This is a genomic window from Alphaproteobacteria bacterium (assembly GCA_030739735.1).
In the GTDB taxonomy this organism is placed as follows: domain Bacteria; phylum Pseudomonadota; class Alphaproteobacteria; order UBA7887; family UBA7887; genus UBA7887.
Genome location: JASLYQ010000002.1, coordinates 47,227 through 70,433 on the forward strand (window position 1 = coordinate 47,227; position 23,207 = coordinate 70,433).

The 23,207-nt window shown below is 60.8% G+C and carries 21 protein-coding genes; 11 read left to right on the forward strand and 10 right to left on the reverse strand.

The window, feature by feature from the left end:
* Positions 1-40 precede the first annotated feature (40 nt).
* Entirely contained in the window at positions 41-1,102 is a 1,062-nt protein-coding gene (locus QF629_01475; GenBank protein ID MDP6012205.1) for a HupE/UreJ family protein, read from the reverse strand.
* Between the two features lie 108 nt (positions 1,103-1,210).
* On the opposite strand from QF629_01475, the gene QF629_01480 reads away from it, so the two are divergent.
* A complete protein-coding gene (locus QF629_01480) occupies positions 1,211-2,197 on the forward strand; it encodes a glycosyl transferase family protein (protein MDP6012206.1) in 987 nt (328 codons plus the stop codon).
* Positions 2,198-2,687: 490 nt separating this feature from the next.
* Here QF629_01480 and QF629_01485 read toward each other — a convergent pair whose 3' ends face one another.
* From QF629_01485 to QF629_01510, 6 genes are all read right to left on the reverse strand, one after another.
* Entirely contained in the window at positions 2,688-3,380 is a 693-nt protein-coding gene (locus tag QF629_01485) for an ABC transporter ATP-binding protein (protein MDP6012207.1), read from the reverse strand.
* 2 nt (positions 3,381-3,382) lie between these two features.
* On the reverse strand, positions 3,383-4,117 hold the full coding sequence (locus tag QF629_01490; protein MDP6012208.1) for an ABC transporter ATP-binding protein: 735 nt from the start codon (positions 4,115-4,117) through the stop codon (positions 3,383-3,385).
* The gene (locus tag QF629_01495; protein ID MDP6012209.1) at positions 4,104-5,057 is read right to left on the reverse strand and encodes a branched-chain amino acid ABC transporter permease; all 954 of its coding nucleotides are present in this window, start codon (positions 5,055-5,057) and stop codon (positions 4,104-4,106) included. Before QF629_01495 ends, QF629_01490 begins: the two co-directional genes overlap by 14 nt.
* Positions 5,054-5,965 carry a branched-chain amino acid ABC transporter permease gene (locus QF629_01500; protein MDP6012210.1) on the reverse strand — a complete coding sequence of 304 codons (912 nt, stop codon included), beginning with the start codon at positions 5,963-5,965 and terminating at the stop codon, positions 5,054-5,056. Before QF629_01500 ends, QF629_01495 begins: the two co-directional genes overlap by 4 nt.
* Before the next feature lie 252 nt (positions 5,966-6,217).
* The gene (locus tag QF629_01505) at positions 6,218-7,390 is read right to left on the reverse strand and encodes an ABC transporter substrate-binding protein (GenBank protein ID MDP6012211.1); all 1,173 of its coding nucleotides are present in this window, start codon (positions 7,388-7,390) and stop codon (positions 6,218-6,220) included.
* A gap of 12 nt (positions 7,391-7,402) precedes the next feature.
* Positions 7,403-8,524 carry an alpha-hydroxy acid oxidase gene (locus tag QF629_01510; protein MDP6012212.1) on the reverse strand — a complete coding sequence of 374 codons (1,122 nt, stop codon included), beginning with the start codon at positions 8,522-8,524 and terminating at the stop codon, positions 7,403-7,405.
* Positions 8,525-8,724: 200 nt separating this feature from the next.
* On the opposite strand from QF629_01510, the gene QF629_01515 reads away from it, so the two are divergent.
* The 8 genes from QF629_01515 (at position 8,725) to QF629_01550 (ending at position 18,225) form a co-directional block, all read left to right on the forward strand.
* On the forward strand, positions 8,725-9,198 hold the full coding sequence (locus QF629_01515; protein ID MDP6012213.1) for a hypothetical protein: 474 nt from the start codon (positions 8,725-8,727) through the stop codon (positions 9,196-9,198).
* 503 nt (positions 9,199-9,701) lie between these two features.
* Positions 9,702-10,202, forward strand: coding sequence for a hypothetical protein (locus QF629_01520; GenBank protein MDP6012214.1), 501 nt, complete (start codon positions 9,702-9,704; stop codon positions 10,200-10,202).
* Positions 10,203-10,241: 39 nt separating this feature from the next.
* Positions 10,242-13,100 (forward strand): carbamoyltransferase C-terminal domain-containing protein, encoded by a 2,859-nt coding sequence (locus tag QF629_01525; protein ID MDP6012215.1) that lies wholly within the window; start codon positions 10,242-10,244, stop codon positions 13,098-13,100.
* Between the two features lie 1,008 nt (positions 13,101-14,108).
* Positions 14,109-15,149: a hydroxyacid dehydrogenase gene (locus QF629_01530; protein MDP6012216.1), complete on the forward strand. Its 1,041-nt coding sequence runs from the start codon at positions 14,109-14,111 to the stop codon at positions 15,147-15,149.
* Positions 15,146-16,618 (forward strand): AMP-binding protein, encoded by a 1,473-nt coding sequence (locus QF629_01535; GenBank protein ID MDP6012217.1) that lies wholly within the window; start codon positions 15,146-15,148, stop codon positions 16,616-16,618. The genes QF629_01530 and QF629_01535 overlap by 4 nt, the downstream gene beginning before the upstream one ends.
* Before the next feature lie 2 nt (positions 16,619-16,620).
* Positions 16,621-17,124, forward strand: a complete 504-nt coding sequence (locus QF629_01540; protein MDP6012218.1) for a YbhB/YbcL family Raf kinase inhibitor-like protein — start codon at positions 16,621-16,623, stop codon at positions 17,122-17,124.
* Positions 17,125-17,132: 8 nt separating this feature from the next.
* Positions 17,133-17,549 carry an acyl-CoA thioesterase gene (locus QF629_01545; protein MDP6012219.1) on the forward strand — a complete coding sequence of 139 codons (417 nt, stop codon included), beginning with the start codon at positions 17,133-17,135 and terminating at the stop codon, positions 17,547-17,549.
* A gap of 226 nt (positions 17,550-17,775) precedes the next feature.
* Entirely contained in the window at positions 17,776-18,225 is a 450-nt protein-coding gene (locus tag QF629_01550; GenBank protein MDP6012220.1) for a GNAT family N-acetyltransferase, read from the forward strand.
* Positions 18,226-18,364: 139 nt separating this feature from the next.
* Here QF629_01550 and QF629_01555 read toward each other — a convergent pair whose 3' ends face one another.
* Genes QF629_01555 through QF629_01565 form a run of 3 tightly spaced genes read right to left on the reverse strand, consistent with a single transcriptional unit; the run spans position 18,365 to position 21,172 of the window.
* Positions 18,365-19,675 carry a TRAP transporter large permease gene (locus QF629_01555; GenBank protein ID MDP6012221.1) on the reverse strand — a complete coding sequence of 437 codons (1,311 nt, stop codon included), beginning with the start codon at positions 19,673-19,675 and terminating at the stop codon, positions 18,365-18,367.
* Positions 19,672-20,151 carry a TRAP transporter small permease gene (locus QF629_01560; protein ID MDP6012222.1) on the reverse strand — a complete coding sequence of 160 codons (480 nt, stop codon included), beginning with the start codon at positions 20,149-20,151 and terminating at the stop codon, positions 19,672-19,674. The genes QF629_01555 and QF629_01560 overlap by 4 nt, the downstream gene beginning before the upstream one ends.
* A gap of 10 nt (positions 20,152-20,161) precedes the next feature.
* Positions 20,162-21,172 carry a TRAP transporter substrate-binding protein gene (locus QF629_01565; GenBank protein ID MDP6012223.1) on the reverse strand — a complete coding sequence of 337 codons (1,011 nt, stop codon included), beginning with the start codon at positions 21,170-21,172 and terminating at the stop codon, positions 20,162-20,164.
* 92 nt (positions 21,173-21,264) lie between these two features.
* On the opposite strand from QF629_01565, the gene QF629_01570 reads away from it, so the two are divergent.
* Both QF629_01570 and QF629_01575 read left to right on the forward strand, forming a co-directional pair.
* Complete coding sequence (locus QF629_01570; GenBank protein ID MDP6012224.1) at positions 21,265-22,284, forward strand: 2Fe-2S iron-sulfur cluster-binding protein; 1,020 nt, start codon at positions 21,265-21,267, stop codon at positions 22,282-22,284.
* 20 nt (positions 22,285-22,304) lie between these two features.
* On the forward strand, positions 22,305-23,201 hold the full coding sequence (locus QF629_01575; protein MDP6012225.1) for an alpha/beta hydrolase: 897 nt from the start codon (positions 22,305-22,307) through the stop codon (positions 23,199-23,201).
* Positions 23,202-23,207: the final 6 nt, after the last annotated feature.

Consider the following 23,207-nt stretch of genomic DNA (forward strand, 5'->3'; position numbering starts at 1 on the left):
TTAATCGCTCTCCCATACCCTCAAATTTCTCGATCACGCGTCAGACGAGAATGGTTCTCTGCACAAGCCAGTAGAGGCCGAGACCAACGATCAGTAACGAAGAAACACGCACCAAGACAGGGCTCCGCTCACCGGCATTCAGCAGTCGGTCGATAACCAGAAGTGTCGGCACGGTTAGCGCGACAATCGTAACTTGGCCTATCTCTACCCCGATGTTGAAGGCAGCTAGCGCAACCCCGAGCGCGTCGCTCGGCAAGCCGAACTCACGCAAGACACCGGCAAAGCCGAAGCCGTGCACAAGGCCAAGCGTGAAGGTGATGCGCCAGCGCCCCTCAATACGCTGTCCCAGCAGATTTTCCGCAGCAACCCATATGATGCTCGCGGCGATCAGCGGTTCGACGATAGCGGATGGCAAGTTGACTATGTCGAGCACAGCAAGCGCCAGTGTGATCGAATGGGCGACGGTAAACGCCGTGACAACTTTGACCATCGGCCAAGCGCGTCGGGCCCAAAGCAGCAGCGCTATGAGAAACGCGATGTGGTCATACCCGACAGAGATATGGCTAATGCCCGAGTAGACATAACGCAGGAACACCTGCCAAAGGCCCGGAGGCGGCACCGCCGTGACCGCGAGATCGGTATATTTGCTAGTCAGCACGTCCTGGATTTGTGTCTCGCCTCGATACAAAAGGATATTCTGTATGGCGAGAGGATTTGCATCGTGGAACAGAGTATTGCGGTAGACAATCGGATCCGCATCGGTACCACAGTCCCAGATCACCCAGAACAGCACGCCATCCTGGTCGGCTTCCGGCGGCTCGGGCCCAGCATTGCAAGGGACGCCATCTCCACGGAGCATAATGACATGGCGAAGCAGCGCCGCAACTACAGCATCGGCATTAGCCTCCAGGGCATCCACGAGGACGATATCCTGCGCCGTATCGACCAGCACAACGCCGAGCAAGGTTTCCAGATCGCTGCCTTTGACCACAACCTCGCCTTCGACCGCTTGGTCGTTGGCGAAAAGAGTGACGCTGCTCACGCCGATGCGGTGGGCATCGGCGGGCTCTATCCACAGTGCTGCACCCAGAAGGGCCAGCATCGCCCAAACCAAGCAACGGCGTGATATGGCACAAGACCTCTGCATCAGCCCTGTATGCCACGAAGCAAAAGGGCTGCAAAGCAACGCGAAATTTGATTTGATCGTGCCATGCAGGATCCAGCCGCAGCCCATGCTTTCTCGACATTCGTCCGCGCCGTGGCGCGTGGCGAGACGCTGTCGCGACCGCTGACGGAAGCGGAGGCCGAGACCGCCATGGCACAAGTCCTCACCGGCAAGGTCGAGCCGGTCCAGCTCGGCGCCTTTCTTGCCGTTCTGCGCTACCGCAAGGAAACTACCGCCGAGCTTGTCGGCTTCGTAAAGGCCGCGCGTCGACACCTGCGCATTGGCAATGGCATTGCGGTAGATCTCGACTGGCCGTCCTATGCGGACCGGCACAAGCAACTCCCATACTTCGTCCTGGCCGCTTTGTTGCTGGCACATAACGGCGTTCGTATCGCCATGCATGGCATCTCTGGCAGCGGACCCGTTACCACACCAGCGGTGCTCGAAGCTCTCGGCATCGTACCTGCAACGACGCCGGAGGCGACCGCCACGGCACTCGACCGAAAAGGCTTAGCATATCTGCCCATATCAGACCTGTGCCCCCCAATGGCGGAGCTCTTTGCGCTACGGCCCCTGCTCGGCGTTCGCTCGGCAGTGAACAGTTTCGCGCGCGCCCTCAACCCACTTGACGCCACGGCGCAGATACTGGGCGTATTCCACCCGACCTATATGCCCACCCATGTGGAAATGGCGTTGCGACTGGGACAGGAGCGCTCGGTAATCTTCAAAGGCGGCGGCGGCGAGGCGCAGCGCAATCCAGAGAAGGCCTGCCGGCTTACCCTCGCCGAATCCGGCACGCGAAGTGAGGAAACCTGGCAGGCGCTGTCGTACGGATCACGCTTCCCATGGCGAGAGGAAACGCTCGACGCAAAAGGGGTAGTCGCGCTTTGGTACGGCGAGCGTCGGGAAGCGGCGGCCGAGGCCGCCGTCGTAGGTACGGTCGCGATTGCCTTGCGTGCCCTTGGTCGCGTGACGGATTGGCGCAATGCCCATGACCAGGCAGAAAAGTTATGGCACTCACGAAAACTATAACCCGCTACTTGTGACCCACAAATGATTGAACGCCGCTATTCTGGCTCCGTTCTCTACAATTCCCATCGTCAACCGGCCCGCGATTTCTATATGTTTATAGGAGTAGCAAAGAGGCTGCGCTGCTGAATATCAGAAAATGGCGCGTAGCATGCCAAAACATCCGGCGAAAATCTGGAATTGACGCATCCATCCTTGTACATCACGGCCCAGAGCCGCGAGATGTCGCGCGTCCTCGCCAACTAGAAGCGGCGCCAACTCGTCCTCCATCAGGGCGCAAAATGCGAGGCAGGCACCAGCGCCACCGCCACCGATTGCCGTCTTGGCCCCCCCCAAAGCCGACGATCTCGCCTTCGATCTCGACCCACACCAAGGAAAAATCGAAGAAATCGACGTGGCCGAAATTGCCAGTATGCTGCTTGGCCTCGTCAATGGAAACATAAATCTAATTATACTTTATATTCTTTATTTTCCTTTTCTTACTCCAATTACCTCATACACCAAGCCAAGTATGACGAACATCATCGGCGGTGGCGAATACGCTGGACCTGCCCTGCCATCGCAGCCTCCCCTTGCCCAGTACCAGCACCTCATCCGCCAGCCTCGACGCTGCCAGTAAGTTCTGTTCAACGAGCAGGATGGTTTGGCCTTGAGATTTCAGTTCGCCGAGCAAGCGTTCGATCTCGCGTACCATAGATGGTGCCAGACCCTCAGTGGGCTCATCAAGGAGCAACACGCTGCCGTTGGTGAGCAGCGCCCTGGCGATGGCAAGCATTTGCTGTTCGCCGCCCGACAAGGCGCCGCCACTGGTACGCTGGCGTTCGGCGAGCTTAGGAAAAAGGGCAAACACGCGCTCCAACGTCCAGGAACCCGGACGCATGGCAACGGTGAGGTTCTCCAGCACCGTCAGTGAGGGAAAGATGCCGCGCGTCTCCGGCACGTAGGCAAGCCCGGCTCTCGCCCGCTGGTGCGGCACGATGCCGTCGAGATTGCGACCGCACAGGCGCACAAAGCCGCCGCTGCGCGCGACCAAACCCATGCAGGCCTTGAGCAGCGTCGTCTTGCCAGCACCGTTGCGACCCAGCAAACTCGTCACCGCACCCTCTTGTACGCTGAACGTCACGCCCTGCAGCACATGGCTCGACCCGTACCAGGCATTGAGATCGTCGAGTTCGAAGAGCGACATACTCAAGCCTCGCCGAGATAGCGGGCGCGCACCTCGGCCGAACCCCGCACCTCTTCCGGCGTGCCCTCGAAAAGGATGCTGCCCGCATCGAGCACCGTGATGTGGTCAGCGATATCGAAGACCACATCCATGTCGTGCTCAATCACCAGCACCGTCAAGCTGCGCGGCAGGCCTGCAATGAGCGCTTTCATGGCAACGGTTTCTTCAGGGCTCATGCCGGCGGTGGGCTCGTCGAGCAGCAGGGCAACCGGGTCGAGGGCCAGGGCCAGGCCGACCTCAAGCTGACGCTGAAACCCGTAAGGCAACGCCTCAACCCCGACATCCATGGCATCTCCTAGGCCCACGGCATTGGCAATCTCCTCTGCCTTGGCCCGCAAGCGAGTATAGCGCACGAGGGGCTTCCAGAAGACCTTGCCAATACCAGAGGCCAATGCGGCCGCTGTCACCAGATTCTCGGCCACACTCATGCCCGCGAACAAGCTGTTGCGCTGGAACGAGCGCCCCAGCCCCGCGCGTGCCCGCGCATCGGGTGTGTCCGCCGTGATATCGCGGGAATTAAAGTCGATGCGCCCTGCATCTACGCGCTGCTCGCCGGTGAGCAGATCGAAGAGCGTCGTCTTGCCCGCCCCGTTGGGCCCTATCAACGCGCGTCGCTCGCCCGGCTCGAGCGCAAAGCTTACATTGCGGGTGACCACGAGCGCGCCAAAGCGCTTCTGCAGACCATCAGCACACAACACGGCGGAGCCTCCGGCGCAAGGCTGCGAGCGAGGCGTAAAGTCCGTTGGGCGCCAGCACGACCACAGCGATAAAGGCAAGGCCCATGCACAGCATCCAGAACTCGGTCGCGCCGCTCACCCAGTACTTTGCCAGCACGATCACCGCCGCGCCCGCTGCCGGCCCAACTAAGCTGCCCATGCCGCCGACGATAACCACGATCAGCGCCTCGCCCGAAACCGTCCAGGCCAGCAGCTCGGGCGAGATAAAGCGCGTGTGTTGCGCCGTCAGCGTGCCCGCCAAGCCGGCGAACGCGCCGGCCAACGTAAAGGCGCCAAGCTTGACCCGTTCGACGCGGCAGCCAAGGGCGCGCGCGCGGCGCTCGTTCTGATGAATGGCAACGAGCAGACACCCGAATGGCGAGCGCACCACCGTCTCGAGGATTGCGTACGACAGCCCAGTTGCGATTAGCGCAAAAGCGGCAAAGGCACGCGGATCGGCAAGATCTATCCCGATAGCGCCGAGGTCGAGCTGGCTCACGCCGGCCAGGCCGTCGTCACCGCCGAAGGCACGCGCATTGAACAGATAGGCGTGCACCGCTTCGCCGATGGCAAGCGTCACCATGATGAAGAAGACCCCGCCGAGACGCACCGCGAAAGCGCCTACAATCCCTGCCACAGCAGCCGATGCCGCGACCGCCAGTGCCATGGCGGGAAACGCCGACCAGCCGAGCATGGTAGTGCAGGCCGCAATGGCGTAAGCGCCGATACCGTAAAAGGCCGCATGCCCCAGCGAAACCATGCCGGCAAAGCCAACCAAAAGATCAAGGCTCATGGCGAAGATCGCCAGGATAGCGATTTCCGTGATCAGCTCGTAACCGAAATAGCCGACCGATAGCCAGGCCGCAAAAGCAATCACCGCCAACAGCGCCGCGCCGGCGCTGCGCCCACGCGCGCCGCTCACGCCCGCACCACGCGGCGCACCGGCACCAAGCCGCCGGGACGCAGGATCAACACCAGCGCCATCAGAGCGTAGAGCAGCATGCTGGCATAGGCGGGTGCCAGCACCTGGCCGAAGGTCTCAACGAAGCCAACCAGCAAGGAGCCCAGCACCGCGCCGCGCAGGCTGCCCGGCCCGCCGACCACGACGACGATGAGGGTCAGCACGAGAATAGACATGTCCATGCCCGGATGGATCGACAACACCGGCGCCGCCACGACGCCGGCAAGCCCGGCAAGCGCGCAGCCCAGGCAGAAGACTCCAAAGAAGGCCAGATCTATGTTGAGGCCGATGGCGGATGCGGTCTCGCGATCATCCACGCCAGCACGTACCACGGCGCCGAGCCGCGTGCGCTCCAGGACTAGGGCGAGTGCCACAAGCACGATAACGCCGATGCCGATCACCAGCAGGCGATAGGCGGGATAAGTCTCGCCAAGAATCCGCACGCTGCCAGCAAATGCCACCGGGGGCTCTATGCCGTGGCTGTAATTGCCCCAAAGCATGCGCACCAAGTCTAACCCGACATAGATCAGCCCGAAAGTCACCAAAACCTGGCGCATAGGGCTGGCGCGCTGCATGTAGCGCAGCAGGACGACGTGGAGCGCGGCACCGACCAGCGCCACGCCCAATGGCGCGAGCGCAAGCGCCAGCCAGAACGAGCCCGTTTCACGCACCGCCACGAGGCCCAGATAGGCCCCCACCATGTAAAATGTGCCATGGGCCAAATTGATGAAATTCATCAGCCCGAATACCACCGACAGCCCCACCGACAGCAGGAACAGGAGGCTCCCAAGTTGCAACGCGTTCAACGCCTGTATCGCCAGAAATGTCGGATCGAGCAGCACCCGCGCCCCTTTCGCCCTCGCACGCACCTCTCTACCCCATGGGCGCAGGGCGGGTCGAGGGCTTCGCCGTGTCAGCAAGGCAATGCTACGTTGAAACCTGGCAGGAACAGGCGGCAGCGGCAAGGCCGGCTGGTGCGACACACCGATCCTCGGCCGCGGCGACCTGGTATCCGATGTCGCCGGGCCGGCCATCGTTGAAGAGTACGACGCGACCTGCGTCATTCTGCCGGGCTAGTCGGGGCGCCTCGACGCCCAAGGTAGCATTATCCTGTTGCGGGCCTAGAACGCGCAGCCGTTCGTCGGGTCCTGCATTGCAGGCAGACTCTCAATGACTTTCAGTTCCATGCCTTCCACACCCAGCCGGGTCTCGAAGATATGGATATCCTGGATGATGTTGTTAGTGGCAGGATCGATGCGTAACGTGCCGCGCGGCCCAGTGAACGAAACCGCGTGCATCGCCGAGACGAGCGCAGCGCGGTCTTCCGTATCGCCACCGCGCGCCCTCAGAGCCTCGACGATCAGTCGCGCCGTGTCGTAGCCCTGCACGGCAAACTCGGACGCGGTGCGGCCGTAAGCCTCGCGATAGGCCACCTGGAAGGCCGCGTTCTCTTCCGACTTGATGCCAGGCACATAATTGAGGATGCCTAGGATGCCCGCCGCGGCCTCGCCCTGCACATCCACGTAGAGCGGCGAGGTTAACCAGCCGGCACCAGAAAGCTGGATCGTCTTGTTGAGGCCAAACTCGTGATATTGCTTGACGAACTGTATCGCCTGGCCGCCGGCAAAGAAGGCAAAGACGGCGCTCGGGCCCGCCGCCTTGATTTGAGCCAGAAAGGGCCCAAAATCCTTGGTGCCTCGCAGCGGAGGAAAGGATTCGCCGACCACCGTGCCGCCGGCCGCCACATAGGTCTCGCGGAAGGCGTCCATCATTTGATGTCCGGCCGCATAATCGGCAGCGATGAGATAGATGCTGTCATAGCCACGCGCGACCATCCACGGCCCCATGCCGCGGGTGACCTGAGCGTTAGAGAACGAGGTCCTCAGCACCCAGGGGCTGCAGCGTTCTCCGGTAAGCACGTTGTTGCCCGCATTGGGGATGATCAGCGGCACCTCACGGCCGTGGACAAAGTCGCGCAAAGCATTAGCGACATTTGAGGCCACGGGACCGACGAGCAGGTTCACGTTGTCCTGAAACACGAGCTTCTTGGCCTTGGCGAGACCGGTATTTGGCTTGACTTCGGAGTCCTCGGTCACGAGCTCGATCGGCCGTCCCGCGACTTCCAAACCGAAGGTGGCGAAGCCCAACTCCATGCCCTGGGTGATCTCGCTACCGAGGCTCGCATAGACGCCAGAATAGGGCAGGATGACGCCGATCCTGATGGGCTCCTCGGCCACTGCCGTCGCGGATACGCCCATCGCAGCTGCTGCCAGAAGACACATAATCCGCTTCATGGTCACTCTCCTCTACACGCGCACCCGCAGATGCTGCGGGCCAAGCTCGGCGAGCTTGCTAACTCCGACCAAGGTCATATTACGACGAATCTCATCCCTGAAAATCTGGAAAACGCGATCGGCGCCCGCTGGTCCCCCACCCGCCAGACCGAAAAGGAACGGCCGGCCCGTCATGCAGGCCTTGGCACCGAGGGCGACGGCCTTGAGGATATCAGTGCCACGGCGCACACCGCCGTCGAGAATGACCTCGGCCCGCCCGTCCACGGCCTCGACGATCTCCGGCAGCACGTCGATCGGCGCCGGCGCCTGATCGAGCTGGCGCCCACCGTGGTTCGAGACGATGATGGCGCTGAAGCCGAGGTCGACGGCGCGACGCGCATCCTCGGCGCAAAGCACGCCCTTAATCGCAAACGGGCCACCCCACTCCTCGATCATCCACGCCGCGTCATCCCATGACACCGACGGATCGAACTGGGAATCGATAAACCTGCTCATGGTCGTCAGGTCGTTGCTAACGGCTGAGTTCTCAATATTGGGAATAGAGACTTTTGGCGCCGTCAGATAATCGCGCCAGAACCAGGCGGGGTGGCGCAGAACGTCGAAAACAAGTTGCGGGCTCACCTTCAGCGGCAAGCCGAACTGATTGCGAAAATCGCGCTCGCGCTTACCGAGAACCGGCACGTCGACGGTCAGGCAGAGCGCCTTATAGCCGGCTTCGCGGCAGCGGCAGATATATTCGCCAGTGAGCGAGCGATCGCGCCAAACGTAGATCTGGAACCACATGGCGCCATCGGGACCAGCTGCGACCGCCGCATCCTCAATGCTGGTTGAAGCGCCGGTCGAGAGCGTGTAGATCGAGCCAGCCCGCGCCGCGGCAGCGGCCAACGCACCCTCCCCTTCGCGCCGGAACAAGGCCACGATACCAGTCGGCGAGACGATCAGCGGCAAGTCGATGCGCCGGCCCATCACCTCCGCGCCGATATCAACGGAATCCAGCCCAGCAAGCATTCGCGGCACCAGGTCGTAGCGTCCGAAGCCAGAGCTGTTGTGGCGCAGCGATATCTCGTCCTCGGCTGCGCCATCGGCAAAATCGAATATGGCCCGCGGCAGGCGACGCTTGGCGAGCGCGCGCAGGTCCGATACCGCAGGGCAGTTATCTACGGGATTGGATATGGTACCGGTCTCCGGGTGGCGCGGCCTGGCCGCGAAAGCGCGCGACTTTAGCCCAGTCGTCGTCCCCCAATCAAGCGACGATGATTGGTGTCATACCGCTTTCTTGACCGTGGAATGGTGATATGATTTCCCTAAATTTTCGGATATTTAGGAAATGTTAGATGAAATTATCCGCAGCACTTTTGCTATTCTACTTTTCTGTCCAGACTGCGATGGCGCAAGTGCCTCCCTTGGTAGGATACGCCTTGGTTTGTTTGCATCCGGATGCAAAGACCAGTTTTGAAATAGAGTCTGTCCCTCATGAGTATGTTTCAAAGAACGGTGAATTTCTTGGGCAAATATATAAATTCTATATTGATCATGTCGAAGGGTTTCGGGATTGGGAAAGGGGCTGGGAGATATTAGGGAAAAAAACTCACTACAAAGAAATGAAAAATCAATGGGTTTGGTCGTTAACTTATTTAGGAGGGATGGGGGGATATTATGAGGAGCACTGGTTAAGTAAAGATACGCAGAAACTTACAACTTACGTCGGCTCCTATCCGCCTACTGATCTAACAGAAGAACCTTCCAAATATTGTCAACTTGCAAGTTTTAATGGGGTTGACGAAATTTTGAGAAATTTATCTCGGTGACTTCTGTAATTTAGATGCTCCCTAAAATTCTTGGTGGAAAGGATTTCGGGAATCCCTAAATGGAGCTACCGAAGCAAGAGGAATGGTCATGGGTCTCTATCGCCGTGATGGGATAGGGACGGTGTCCGGGTGACCTGAGCTGACCTGGGCCCCTTGTAATAAAGAGTAAAGGCAGTCGTCACATTCGAGCCCGCCTGAACAACTCCAAGACAAGAGACTTAAATCCCGAGATAAACCCCTCTCTCTAGCCGCTTGTTGAATCACTCAAGCACGGTTTCGGCATCTGTCCCGGTAAGATCACTGCAGCGAGGACCTTTCGCGTCGTCTGCATCGACTCGCCGACCCCTGACGATATGGATGCCGCTATCGCTATCGCGATCGTGGCCACGGCTCTCGGGGAAATCGGCGTCTCAGCACCCTAATTAAGACTGCTTTGTGACAGCCGTCACTCCTCCATCACGCCCTTCGGGATATCTGCAATCCCAACTTTTAGGAGATTCGGGATGGACGAGTTTCATATGGGTATCAACCTCGGGCATGATCGCTCCGTGGCCGTGGTCAGAAATGGCGAGATTCTAGTCGCAATCGAGCAGGAACGTCTCGACCGCGTCAAACACAGCGTGGGTTTTCTGATGCAGACCCCACATGCACTGGAGCAAATCCAGGTTCCCGGTGAGTGCATTCGCTACTGCCTGGACACCCTGGGGGTGCCCCTGGCTGAGATGGCAACCATCACCGCCAACATGCCAGGGATCGACCACGGTCCTGCCATCCTCCAGGGAAAATTTTCCAGGGACATCTCCGGGCAAGTCCGGACCGTCCCCAGTCACCATCTTGCCCACGCCTATTCGGCCTACTGGCCCTCTGGATTCGAGGACGCCCTGGTGCTCGTGGCCGATGGCAGCGGCTCCTCCTTCCGCTCCGATGAAGGACGGTTATGCACCGAGGCCACGAGCCTGTATGTGGCCCGAAGAGGACGTCTCGAGCCGCTTCACCTTGAGTGAGTTCAAGCCCACCTAGCTGACCTGTCAACTCTTGGTTTTGTGTTTGAGCACGTCGCCCGCAAGGCGGGCTTGGTCACCACCGCCGGGCCGAACGTCCGCTTCGCGGAAGCAGGAAAGCTGATGGGTCTGGCGGCCTACGGTGGCCCCCAGACAAACTGGATGCGTTGGTTCCAGCCGGTGGACGGTGCGCCCCGAGTGACCGTATCAGCCTACGACATCTTCCTGGAAATAGCTGCCCTCGAGAAGCGCTACGACAACGGTGAGGGCAAGGCCTACTTCCGACCGTGGCTGGTGGACCTTGCCCACAAAGTCCAGCAGGAGCTCGAGGACGCCCTGGTACATATCGTCGATGTCGCCCTTGAGCAGACCGGCCTCCGGCACCTCTGCATGGCTGGGGGGATCGCGCTCAACTCCGTCGCTAATTACCACATCCTCCGGAGTTGCCCACTCGATGACATCTTCACCTTCCCCGCCGCGGGTGATAACGGCATTGCTGCAGGGTGTGCCCTGTGGGCCTACAGCAACCTCGAGGGAGGGACCCAGCGCTCGCGTCTACGCACCGCAACGCTCGGGAGAGCTCCTGCCGAGGAGGAGAGCGCCGAGGCCATCAAAGGCTACGAGGATCTACTGGTCGTGGAGAAACTCGAGCCGGAAGGGATGATAGACACCGTTGCTGCCGCCCTGGCCCAGGGGAGCATTGTTGCGCGGTTTGAGGGCGGTTGCGAATTTGGCCCAAGGGCCCTCGGCCACCGCTCCATTCTCGCTGATCCCATCTTCCCCCGGATGAAGGATGTCATCAACGCGCGAGTAAAATTTCGGGAGGCCTTCCGTCCCTTCGCCCCGGTTATCCCCCTGGAGAGGGCTAATGAGGTGTTCGTCCTGGACACCGAGAGCCCTTTCATGTTGTTGGTGGCGGAGATCCGCCACGAATTCCGCACCGTTCTGCCGGCCATTACTCACGCCGATGGAACAGGTCGAGTTCAGACTTGTACCCGGGAGGACAACCCATTCTTCGCGACATTGTGCGAAGCCCTCTCTGAACGACGAGGGGGGCCGCCGGTGCTACTCAACACAAGCTTCAACGTGGCCGGTCAGCCCATCGTCGAGACACCCGCAGAGGCCATTGCGACCTTCCTTCAGACTGACATCGACTACCTTTCACTGGGCGACCGATGGATTCGCCGTCGCCATACTCCGGTCAAAGGCTACGCGGCCCACGAGGCAACGCTAGTGGACGAAGTTCTGCCCCAGGGGCTGCCGTCCGGACAACCATCGGTACTCTCCCTGATGGAAGCGCTCGATCGGGCGCTTTTCCATGGAGTTCAGACACCACACTGGAGCACTGAGGAGCTGGTCACCCTCGCCGCAGAAGGCGGGCGCTTCAAGGAGACCAGCCGCCTATTCCCTGATACTGGCTTCGTGGCACCGCTGCAGACCGAGCTTGGACCTAACGCAGTGCTGATTGCGGATCCCATCGGCGCCTCCTCCCTGGTCGATCCTACCGACCGACTGCCGCCCGTGCGTTTGAACCGCGACCAACTGGAGCTGCTGCTTGCCGCGCGATACGACCCCGCCAAGTTTGGCGAGCAGCTGAGGATCGCGCTTGGTTATGGGCCGCGGGAACTCGACGATGCGTTCCAGGCATTACAGCAGGAGACCGTCCACTTCGGTGTAACCATCGACGAACGCTGGCTGGCAGGCGCGCAATCCGACGATAAGCCCATCCTCACGCCGGTTGACCGGACCCTGGCCCCCTTCGCCAACCCGGACTTCCGGCTCGATGGTGTACTGACTACCTTGGCCCTGGCCCTTCGTGGCCATGACTATACCGAGTCTACCATTACCAGGCTGCTGGGTGTGGAATCGCTGCAACGGATTGAGCCCACCCACCTGCGCTACTACGACGCCCACCACTTGACCCAGACCCCACTCGCGGATCTCATCCGCCTGTTTTTGCTGAGGGGGCAGCTGCCGGCAGAGCGAGTTTCCGCCATCCTTGGCGCACAAGTCTCCACCCGCCTTGTCGATCTGCATGTGCTCAGGGTGATCGACGGACACGTCTGGTCCGATGTCGACCTGTATTGCTCCGGCGGCATGGTCTTTGCGACAGACCATAGGTACATGCTCCTCGACGGTGACCAGCTGGACGAAGACCCGGTGATGTATATCGGGATGGACAGCCACGGTCTCGTGCAGACGGCCCCCCGCACACCGTGTAACCGTCTGCTCGACCTCTGTTGCGGGTCCGGCATCCAGGGCATCGTCGCCAGCCGATACGCCGCCAATGTCGTGGCGGTAGATCTGAACCCGCGCGCGGTGCGCTTCGCTCGATTCAACGCCCAACTCAATGGACTCCGCGCCTACGAAGTCCGGCTCGGCAATCTCTACGAGCCAGTCGCGGGCGAAAGGTTCGATGTTGTCCTAGCCAATCCTCCTTTTGTTCCCAGTCCCGAGATGGGCCTGCGTTTTCGAGATGGAGGTGCCAGCGGGGAGTCCCTATTGCGCCAGATCGTCGCCGGTGCAACCGAGCATCTCAAGGCTCGGGGCCGTATCTGCATCGTCACCGACCTCGTCGACGTTGATTCCTACGAGGACAAGCTTCGTGCCTGGTGGGGTCCGGAGTCGCACGAGGCGCTAGTGCTCAAGACCGCGGATCGGGATGAGATTCTTTTCTCGGTTCCTCATTGCCACGCGCCCTTTGCTCAGACCTTCGAAGATTACAACCATGCGCTCGATAGGTGGGTCAGCAACTTCCGGAGCACAGAGCTTCGAAAAGTCAACTTCGGTTACCTGTTTCTCTGGCGTATGGCCGCCGGACCCGACAGCGCCATCACTGTCCGCACTATCCACAATCCTGCGCGGCCCATGCACATGGAGATTTCCCACTGGTACTACTAGCAGCAGCGCTGGCACGCCCAAGATGCAGCCAAAGCCCATGTCTGTTTGCACCCAGATGCTCGGCTTCAGCACACCCATGGGCCAGATGGATCAAACCCGGCCTATGCCCTTTCTGTTCCGGGCAACGATTTCTACACCACCTACACGCTCACTCCCCGCACCTACGAAGAACTTTGCCATATCGCCCGGGTATCCCCGCGTCGCGGTGAGGCTCATCTTGCAGAGTCCCGATGGCTCCATCGGCTTCATCGCCGGGGCCTGGTGCGCTTGGAGAACCGCGCTTCAGGCCCAAGGGTGTCGGCGGTGCCGATGGCACCAGCCGACGAAATTGACATCGTCGAGCATGCGACGAAGACGACGCCAACCTGTCTAACGTCCTACCTAACATGAGTTCTGGAGAACTCGCCACCCACACCTTTCTCCCCTCTGCTAAGGCTTGGTGGTGAATCTAGAGTAAACACTCATTTATCTACATAACTAATACTGTAGCATGCGTTAATTTTATCCACGGCTGTGACCCGGCGAACGGCATCTATAGCCGCGCCAAGATGGAGTTTCACTGGCTCTATCTGCAGCAATAGTGCGCTCGCCTGCAAGCGCTCTGGTTCGAGCCGGCGTTCACAAGTTTTAGATCACACAGAAAATTTTTCGAGGTCGTGTGAGTTAGACCCTCGTCTCGATTAACATCGCCGAAACTGCCGAGAATCGGAGATTAGGTCGTGGAAAAGATGGCCATGAGAAGGTGGGGCACGACCAAAATCTCGATACCGTCCTCGACCGGCGACCAGCTGAGGACGGTGTTACAGCCCAACCACCAGACATTGTGAGGCCTCGCCTAAAGCCTATCGAGCAAAGTATCCGTAATGGCGCTGTTTTTGATCCTATCCATAGGCCCATGTTACGCATCTATGGTCCACCTGGGAAAGTCTTCTGCCCATCACCCTACCACTTGCAATTGCCGGTCCGTATTAGGCAGTGTAGGGCGTTTCAGCGAGACGGAGGGCCCATATGGGGTCGCAGCTACCACGCATCGTCTATTTTGACCGCATGATGCATGAGGACGGACGGCGTGTCCTGGCAGAGTCGCCCGAGGTCGCGCTGGTTCGCCTCGAGCGGGAAGCGCCTGAGGACGAGATCTGGCCGGTCATGGCCAGCATCCAGGGTTACCAGATTGGCTCAGCGCGTCAGGAGTTGCCACGCCACCTCCATACCGACGCTGCTTTGCTCGTGCGCTGCCCAGCGCTACTCGTGGTCTCGGCCGACGGCGCCGGCGCCGACACGGTCGACATCCCAGCTTGCACGGATGCTGGCGTACTCGTGGTTAACCAGGCCGGCGGCAATCGCGAGGCTGTCGCCGAGCATGGCCTGGCGCTGATGCTGAGCGTTGCCAAGCGCATCGGCGAGACTGACCAAGCGCTGCGCCGTGACCGCAACTGGCACCGCAACGAATTCATCGGCCACGAATTGCAGGGCATGACGGCCGGTATCATCGGCCTCGGCCACACCGGCTCCCGTCTTGCTGAGCTATGTGGCGGCGCATTAGGAATGCGCATTCTCGCCTACGACCCCTATATCGAGGCCGAGTGTTTTGCTCGACATGGCGCAGAGGCTGTATCGCTCGACACATTGCTTGGCGAGTCGGACGTGGTCTCACTCAACTGCCCCCTGAGTGATGAGACACGGAAAATGATTGACGCCGCAGCGCTCGCGCGGATGCGGCGCGGCAGCATTCTCGTCTCCACCGCACGCGGCGGCATTCACGACGAGAACGCCCTCTATGACGCATTGCGCGACGGCCACCTGTACGGCGCCGGGCTCGACGTCTGGGAAGACGAGCCGCCCGCTCTGAACCATCCCCTGCTGAGCTTGCCGAACGTCATCGCAAGTCCTCATACAGCGGGTGTCACGGTCGAATCGCGCCGCCGCATCTCCTTGATATGTGCCGAGCAGTGGCTGACCATCTGGCGCGGCGAAAAACCGCCACGGCTACTCAATCCCGAGGCCTGGCCAACCTACGAGGCTCGCCGCCTGGCCCGCGCGCAGCCATGAACGCGGCTGACAGCATCCTGGCCGCTGGCAAAGACGACGCGCCAGCGCTGATATGCAACGGCGAGACCGTCAGCCGCGGCGGCTTGCGGGCCATGAGCGCACGCTTCGGCAATGGCTTGCGCGACGCAGGTGTTGCGCGCGGCGACCGAGTGCTGTTGTCGCTCGACGACAGCCCAATACTGTATGCCGCCTACCTCGGCTGCCTGCGTATTGGAGCCGTGGCCGTCGCCATAAATCCGCGCTGGAAGAAGTCCGAACGCAATGCCGTGCTGGTGGATAGCGCCGCCAAGCTGATGCTGGTCGAGCCGGGCCAGCCGCGCGATGACGATCGCTTTTTGGTGGCCGGGAGCGAGCTGTTCGCCGAGCAATCGGCTACACTCCAAAGCATAGACATGTCCGGCGACGATCCCGCCTTCTGGATCTACACCTCGGGCACCACGGGAACGCCGAAGGCCGCCGTGCACTGCCACCGGGCGGCCAATGCTGCAACGTCGGGGGTCGCAGGCGTGTCGGGCCTCGGACCGGATGACAGGGTTCTGGTGACCTCCAAGACCTTTTTCGCCTTTGCCCTGGCCCATGGCCTGTTCGGCGCCTTGACCCTTGGCGCCACAGTGATCTTACACCGCCCCTGGCCGCGCCCGGACGATGTTCTGACTCTTGCTGAACAAACCAGACCGACCGCCGTCTACAGCGTGCCCACGCTCTATCGTGACATGCTGAAAAGCGGTGGTGATCTGGGCAACGCTTTCGCCGACACGCGACGCTTCGTCTCAGCCGGCGAGCCATTGCCGCCAGTCCTTTTCGAGCGCTGGCGCGAAGCGACCGGACGGCCCATCGCCGAAGGCATCGGCACTTCCGAGACTATATTTCTCGTAATCGCCAATCCACCCAACGCGGCGCGCCCTGGCAGTGTCGGCCGGCCAGTGCCAGGCATGCAGGTCGAGCTTCGCGACGAGGCCGGAAAGCGTATCGACAAGGCGGATCACGTGGGTGATCTTTGGGTATCCTCGGATTCCGTCGCTGACGGCTTTTGGCAGCGTCCCGAACTCAGCGCCAAGCTGTTCGTCGACGGCTGGTTTCGCACGGGAGACCGCTTTCGGCTCGATGCGGACGGCTACTGGTATCACCAAGGCCGGCGTGACGACATGCTCAAAATTTCCGGGCAATGGGTCAACCCGGGGGAGATCGAGAACTGCGTCACCAGCGCCAAGCTCTGCGGCGAGGCAGCGCTGGTTACCGCACCTGATAGTGACGGTCTCGACCGCCCGATCCTCTTCGTCGCCGCTGTGACGCCCGAGCGCGAGGCATCGATCGCCGACGCCGTGCGTAACACCGTGGCACGCGAACTCAGCCCCAACAAATGCCCTGCCGAAGTGCGCAGTATCGAGGCCCTACCACGCACCGCAACGGGCAAAGTACAACGTTTCCGCCTGCGCAAGATGGCGCAGGCACCCAAACGGGAGACATGACCATGCCGCTCACCCTCGCCAGCACCAGCTTTGCCGACGGCGACTATCTCGCCCGGGACCATATCTTGTCAGAGGCGTACGGCTTCGGCTGCGCCGGCGGCAATACCTCGCCGGAAATGCATTGGTCCGGCACACCGGAGGGCACCAAGAGCTTCGCGTTGACCTGCTATGACCCCGACGCGCCAACGGGGAGTGGCTTCTGGCATTGGCTGGTGGTCAATCTCCCGCCCGAAACGACCTCACTGGCACTTGGCGCCGGGGACCCAGCGGCTGGGACCCTGCCCACCGGAGCCTTGCAAACGCGCACGGACTTCGGTGCGCCGGGCTATGGCGGTCCCTGCCCGCCCCAAGGCGACCACCCGCACCGCTACCTGTTCACGCTGTTTGCCGTGAAGGAAACAGCCCTGTCAGTCGAAGTCGACACCATGCCTGCCGTGGTTGGCTTCATGCTCAACTTCAACACCATTGAGAAGACGAGCCTGATGGGCCTCTACAAGCGCGGTTGAGAGAGCCCATGGCTTTCGTCACCGAGCATGTCATCGAGTGGGGCGAATGCGACCCTCTCGGCATTATCTTCTATCCCAATTTCTATCGCTGGATGGACAATGCCTCGTGGCAGATGTTTCACGCTGCGGGCCTGACACTAGCAAGCTTCGAAGAGCGCTTCGGCATCATCGGCACACCGTTGGTCGAGGCCAACTGCCAGTTCAGGTTACCGGGCCGCCCCGGCGACAGGCTGTCCGTCGAGACCACCATTCCAGAGTGGCGCGAGCGCGCCTTCCGCGTCACCCACCGCTTCACATGCACCGATCGCCTCGTGGCCGAAGGCTTCGAAGTGCGCGTTCCTATCCGCGCCGACGACAACCCCTCAGGCATCGCCGCCTGTGGTGTGCCAGAAGAGGTGCGTCGAGCTCTGGAGAACGTGCTTTAGGCGGCACTGCCAATCAGGACCCAACAATGACCGCTTATCTGATCGTTCGTGCGCAAGTCCACCCGTCTATCAAAGAAACCTTGAATATATGGTACCAGGCCGAGCAACTACCCGAAGCTGACAAGACTTTTAAGTCCGTCTTCTTAAAGCGCATCTGGAACGCGCTCAACTTCTCATCAATTCCACTATCCGTTATCAGACTATTTTTTACTGGTTCTGTTGCGCCATGACTATTACAATTCGGAATCTTACGGATGCTGACAGGAATTCCTGGAAGTCTCTCTGGCAAGACTATCTCACTTTCTATGAGACCAAGCTTCCGGAGGAGGTCACCGACCATACTTGGTCTCGCCTGATGCTCTCTGGCCAGGATCCGAACGGTCTCTGTGCAGTGACGAAGGACGGAAATACGGTCGGCATCGTCCACTATCTCTTCCACCGTACCACCTGGGCGGTAGGCGACTACTGTTATCTACAGGACCTGTTCGTCGCCGCCGAGGCGCGTGGGACTGGTACCGGGCGCGCCTTAATCGAGGCGGTCTACGCGGCAGCAGCGGTCGTCGGTGCTAGCCAGGTTTACTGGCTCACTCAGCACTTCAACAAAACCGCCCGTCAGCTCTACGACCGCATCGGCACCGAGACCTCATTCATGAAGTATACGCACAAACTCAGGTGAGGCTGCGGGCAATTCCGCGCGGTCGCTAAGATAGTCCTTGTCTGAGACATGGTAGCTATAGACTGGCGTGTCCGCCGTGCCGTGGCACACGGGGCCGGGCCGCAAGGGCACAGCGGTGCAGAAATCTCAAACGCGGTCATTACAACAACTTCGGTAGGGTCAACGTGATGGCTGGAAAGGCCACGAGTAGCACCACGCGCACGATGTCGGAAGCGAGAAACGGTAGCACGCCACGATAGGTCTCGGTAATCGGGATGTCGGGCGCCAGACCGTTGATGATGAATACATTGAGCCCCACCGGCGGGGTGATCAACCCTACCTCCACCACGATCAATGCCAGAACACCGAACCAGATCGCCGTCTCCTCGGGACCCATACCAAAATCGAGGGTAGAGATAACGGGGAAAAAGATTGGGATGGTGAGCAGGATCATGGACAGCGAATCCATGACGCAACCGAAGACCAGATAGAGCAGCAGCATGACCGCAAGTACCATCAGCGGCGACCAACCGGAAGCAGCCACCGCGGCAGCGGCCTCCTGCGGCATGCGCGAGAGCGCCAGCGCCGCATTGAAAACTTCGGCGCCAAAGAGAATGAGGAAGATCATGGCGCTTTGTTGAGCCGCCCCCAGCAGGCATTCGACGAGGCCTTTCGCGCGCATGCGGCCGGCGGTAAAGGCCATCACGGCAGTAAGAAAGGCGCCCACGGCCGCGCCCTCGGTGGGCGTGAAGCGTCCGGTGTAGATACCGCCAATGACCAGCACGAAGATCGCGCCCACGGCCAGCGCGTTGAGCAAACTAGCCGTCGAGAGATTTTGCCTGGGCGCGGCCGGACCAGCTTCCGGATGCCGGCGTACATAAATGGCAATAGCCAGCATGTAGCCGAGTGTCGCCAACACGCCTGGGACGACGGCCGCGACGAACATGGTACCGATGCTTTGCTCGGTGAGGATGGCATATATTACTAGCACCACCGAAGGTGGAATCAAGATGCCGAGGGTGCCGCCGGCCGCCAGCGAGCCCGTGGCAAGCGCGCCCGAATAGTGGTAGCGGCGCATCTCTGGCAGCGCCACCTGCCCCATCGTCGCCGCCGTCGCTAGGCTGGAACCGCATATCGCTCCGAATGCGGCGCAGCCACCCACCGCCGCCATGGCGACGCCGCCACGCATATGGCCTAGGAAGTGGTTCGCGGTCTCGAACAAAGCGCGGCTCAGGCCCGCCTTGGTGGCAAACTGCCCCATCAGCAGAAACAGCGGAATCACCGATAGTTCGTAGGTCGAAAAGCGATAATAGGGCGCTGTCTTGAGATAGTTGATCAGTGGATACCAGCCATTGAGCGTGGCATAGCCAATCATGCCGGCGATCAGCATGCCCAAACCCACCGGCACACGCAGCGCAATCAGGGAAAGCATCAGGATGAACAGACCGATACCGACCTCGACGCCGCTCACGCCCGCGCCTTCCACAAACTCATCGCAGTGGTATAGAGGCAAACGATGCTGAGCAAGACAAGTGAGGGGACGATCGGCAGGAAGACCGGCCAGACCGGCATGCCGAGCACCATGGTCGTCTCGCCGTAGCCGTGCAGGTCTAGCCCGCCGAGGGTGAGGCGCCAAGCAAGCAAGGCCGCAATGCTGGCATAGGCCATCTGGGCTAGTGCATCGAGCCACAAGCGCAGCCAGAGCGGCGCCCAGGCCATAGCAAACTCAACGAAGACGTTGCCACCGATGAGCTGGCAATAGGGCAGGAACGCGAAGACCGCAACGGCGCAGCCGATCTCCACCAGCTCATAATCGCCGGGTACCGGTTGTCCCGTCAACTCCCGCAACGCGATGCTGACCATGGTGAGGCCAACGATAGCGAGAAGCACAGCGCCGCCGGCCAACGCCAGCCCCCGGCAGGCCTGTGTCAGTGCGTGACCGAACATGCTTTGGAGCTCAGTCGGCGTATTGCGCCACCAGCGCCCGTGCCTCGGCGAGCAGTGCCCGCCCCCCGGCACCACGCTGGGCGACCCAATCCTCGATGACCGGCTGCGCCGCCGCTTTCCAGCGTTCGACCTCGGCCACATCGAGCTCCACGAAGCGATCGCCGAGTGCCTCGGCCGCCGCTATGCCTGGCGTCTCTGCCTGATCCCAGACCCGACCGATATGGGCTGCAAGCGGCATGCCAGAATTGGCGTCAAGCACCGCCTTCAGATCATCGGGCAAGGAATCGTAGCGGCGCTGATTAATCGCCAGCAACAACACCACGGTGTAGAGACCGCGATCAGTAAAGATTTTGGTATGGGTATCGGTGATCTCATGGATGCGCAGCGGCGAAGTTATCTCATACGGAAATACCGTACCATCAACTACACCGCGGGCAATGGCTTGCGGCACCTGCGGTGCCGGCATGCCGACCGGCACCGCACCGTAAGCCTCCAGGGTCTGGGTTATCGAGCGCGTCGGCGTGCGCAGTTTAACGCCCTGCAAGTCCTCGAGCACGGTGATCGGGCGCCCGCGCGTGTGAATACTGCCCGGCGCATGGACATGGAACAGGATAGGCTTAATGCCGGCGAAGCTGTCGTCGAGATTGGCTTGCGAATAGGCCATCACCGCCTGGCTCGTCGCCTCGGCGCTGGCGGCCATGAAGGGAAGCTCGAAGACTTCCATATTGGGAAAGCGCCCCGGCGTGTAGCTTGGCACGGTCCAGACCATATCGACCACGCCGTCGCGCACTTGGTCGATGAGCTGCGGCGGCTTGCCACCGAGTTGCATGGCCGGATAGATGTCGATGCGGATGCGCTCGTCGGAATCAGCCATCACCTTTGCAGCCCAAGGTTCCAGAAATTGAGCTTGGGCGACCGCCGGCGCCGGCAGAAAATGGTGCAGACGTAGCACCACATCTTCGGCCAGCGCGTTGCCTACGATTGTCATGACTGCAGCCGCGGCAAAGAGTCGCAGTTTCATATCCAGATTCCTTCCTGAACGCTCCGGGTTGATTTCTCCCCGCCCCACAGTACGTTGCCCAGGGACAGATGAAAACCGATGGAGCGCCGAAGGTGCCCTACAAGATCAAAATACGGAATGTCGGCCGGACCGTGGAGGCCGATGACGACGACAATGTGATGAGCGCCGCGATTCTAGCCGGCATCGACTATCCCAGCGGTTGCCAATCGGGCAATTGCGGCAGCTGCAAATCGGAGCTGCTGTCGGGATCGGTGAAGATGAGCAACTATTCCCGCATCGCCCTGAAGCGCGAAGAGCGGACACAGGGTCTCATTCTGGCCTGCCGGGCAGTGCCGAAGAGTGATTGCGACATCGCCTGGCTGGAGCCGGACGAGTATGTCGAGCATCCGCGTAATGAGCATGACTGCCGCGTTGCCGCCATCGAGGCGCCGACCCATGACGTGCGCATCGTCAGGCTCGACATCGGGGATGGTGGCGCCCTCGCCTTTTCCGCCGGGCAGTTCGCCACCCTGCGCTTCGGCGATTTACCGGGGCGCGACTATTCCATGGCCAACCCGCCGAGCACGGAGCAACTGGAATTCCATATCCGCGCCTTGCCCGACGGCCTAGTGAGCGAGCACGTGGCACAGAGGCTCAGGGTCGGCGATGCGGTGCGCGTAGTTGGACCCTCTGGTACGGCACACCTACGGCAAAAGCACTGCAGACCCATCGTGGCGATTGCCGGCTCGACTGGGCTGGCGCCACTCCTGTCAATCATCCAGACCGCGATCGAGGCCAACATGCCGCAGCCGATCCAGCTCTACTTCGGCGTGCGCCAGGAACGAGATCTTTACGCGATGGACAGGTTGACCGCATTGGCCAAGTGCCACGCCCCTCTCACGGTGATCCCGGTAATCTCGGAGCCCAAGACCAACTGCCCATATCGCACGGGCCTAGTCACCGATGCGGTTGCCGAGGATCACGCCAACCTGGATGGCGCCAAAGCCTATATCGCCGGCCCACCGGCCATGGTCGAGGCCGCGCTGGATATCCTGCAAGCCCGGCGCATGCGCGGCCAGGACTGCCACGCCGATGCCTTCTTCACGGAAGCTGAGAAAGCGGCGCTTCCTTAGAGACACAGAAAGGACACGCCATGCCTTATGCCAGTTCCGACGGGGTGAAACTCTATTACGTAGACGCATGCGGCGATGCTGCAGGCAACGACGCCACACCGATTATCTTCGTGCACGAGTTCGCTGGAGATCACCGCAGCTGGGAGCCGCAAATTCGTTATTTCTCACGCTTACGCCGGACCATTGCTTACAACGCACGCGGATATCCGCCATCCGACGTGCCAGCATCGATCAACGACTACAGCCAAGAGATCGTGGCCGATGACATCGCCCGTGTACTCAACCATTTGGATATCGCCCGCGCCCATGTGGTGGGTCTGTCCATGGGAGGCTTCGCGACGTTACATTTTGGCCTGCGGCATGGTGACCGCGCCGTCTCCCTGACGGTAGCCGGTTGCGGCTATGGTGCCGAGAAAAAGGGCCGCGAAGGTTTTCTCGCCGATGTCGAGACCGTGGCCAGAGAATACGACAACAAGGGTGCAGCAGCGGTTGCGGACACCTATGCCTTGTCGGGCACGCGGGTCCAATTCCAGAACAAGGATCCGCGCGGCTGGGCCGAGTTCCGCGACCAGCTCACCGAGCACTCAGCGCTGGGCTGCGCGCACACGCTGCGGGGCTACATGGCCACGCGTCCCTCGCTCTATGATATCGAGGACCAGCTCAAAACCCTGACAGTTCCGACTCTGATCATCACAGGAGACGAAGACGAGCCCTGTCTCGAGCCCGATATCTATCTTAAACGGACAATCCCGACAGCTGGATTGCTGGTGGTGCCGCTCTCGGGCCATACCATCAATCTCGAAGAGCCTGAGGTCTTCAATGCCGCAGTGGCTGATTTCATCGCCCGCGCCGAAGCAGGCTCCTGGCCGCAACGCGATCCCCGCTCTCTTGCAGGAGCCATGATCGGGGAAAAATAGCTCGTT

Excerpts from the sequence above, each read along its gene's own strand:
- QF629_01550 (MDP6012220.1), top strand. The coding sequence starts at position 17,776 with ATGACTATTACAATTCGGAATCTTACGGATGCTGACAGGAATTCCTGG.
- QF629_01535 (MDP6012217.1), top strand. The coding sequence starts at position 15,146 with ATGAACGCGGCTGACAGCATCCTGGCCGCTGGCAAAGACGACGCGCCA.
- QF629_01565 (MDP6012223.1), bottom strand. The coding sequence starts at position 21,172 with ATGAAACTGCGACTCTTTGCCGCGGCTGCAGTCATGACAATCGTAGGC.
- QF629_01540 (MDP6012218.1), top strand. The coding sequence starts at position 16,621 with ATGCCGCTCACCCTCGCCAGCACCAGCTTTGCCGACGGCGACTATCTC.
- QF629_01545 (MDP6012219.1), top strand. The coding sequence starts at position 17,133 with ATGGCTTTCGTCACCGAGCATGTCATCGAGTGGGGCGAATGCGACCCT.
- QF629_01515 (MDP6012213.1), top strand. The coding sequence starts at position 8,725 with ATGAAATTATCCGCAGCACTTTTGCTATTCTACTTTTCTGTCCAGACT.
- QF629_01560 (MDP6012222.1), bottom strand. The coding sequence starts at position 20,151 with ATGTTCGGTCACGCACTGACACAGGCCTGCCGGGGGCTGGCGTTGGCC.
- QF629_01530 (MDP6012216.1), top strand. The coding sequence starts at position 14,109 with ATGGGGTCGCAGCTACCACGCATCGTCTATTTTGACCGCATGATGCAT.
- QF629_01520 (MDP6012214.1), top strand. The coding sequence starts at position 9,702 with ATGGACGAGTTTCATATGGGTATCAACCTCGGGCATGATCGCTCCGTG.
- QF629_01485 (MDP6012207.1), bottom strand. The coding sequence starts at position 3,380 with ATGTCGCTCTTCGAACTCGACGATCTCAATGCCTGGTACGGGTCGAGC.
- QF629_01505 (MDP6012211.1), bottom strand. The coding sequence starts at position 7,390 with ATGAAGCGGATTATGTGTCTTCTGGCAGCAGCTGCGATGGGCGTATCC.
- QF629_01480 (MDP6012206.1), top strand. The coding sequence starts at position 1,211 with ATGCAGGATCCAGCCGCAGCCCATGCTTTCTCGACATTCGTCCGCGCC.
- QF629_01575 (MDP6012225.1), top strand. The coding sequence starts at position 22,305 with ATGCCTTATGCCAGTTCCGACGGGGTGAAACTCTATTACGTAGACGCA.
- QF629_01475 (MDP6012205.1), bottom strand. The coding sequence starts at position 1,102 with ATGCTGGCCCTTCTGGGTGCAGCACTGTGGATAGAGCCCGCCGATGCC.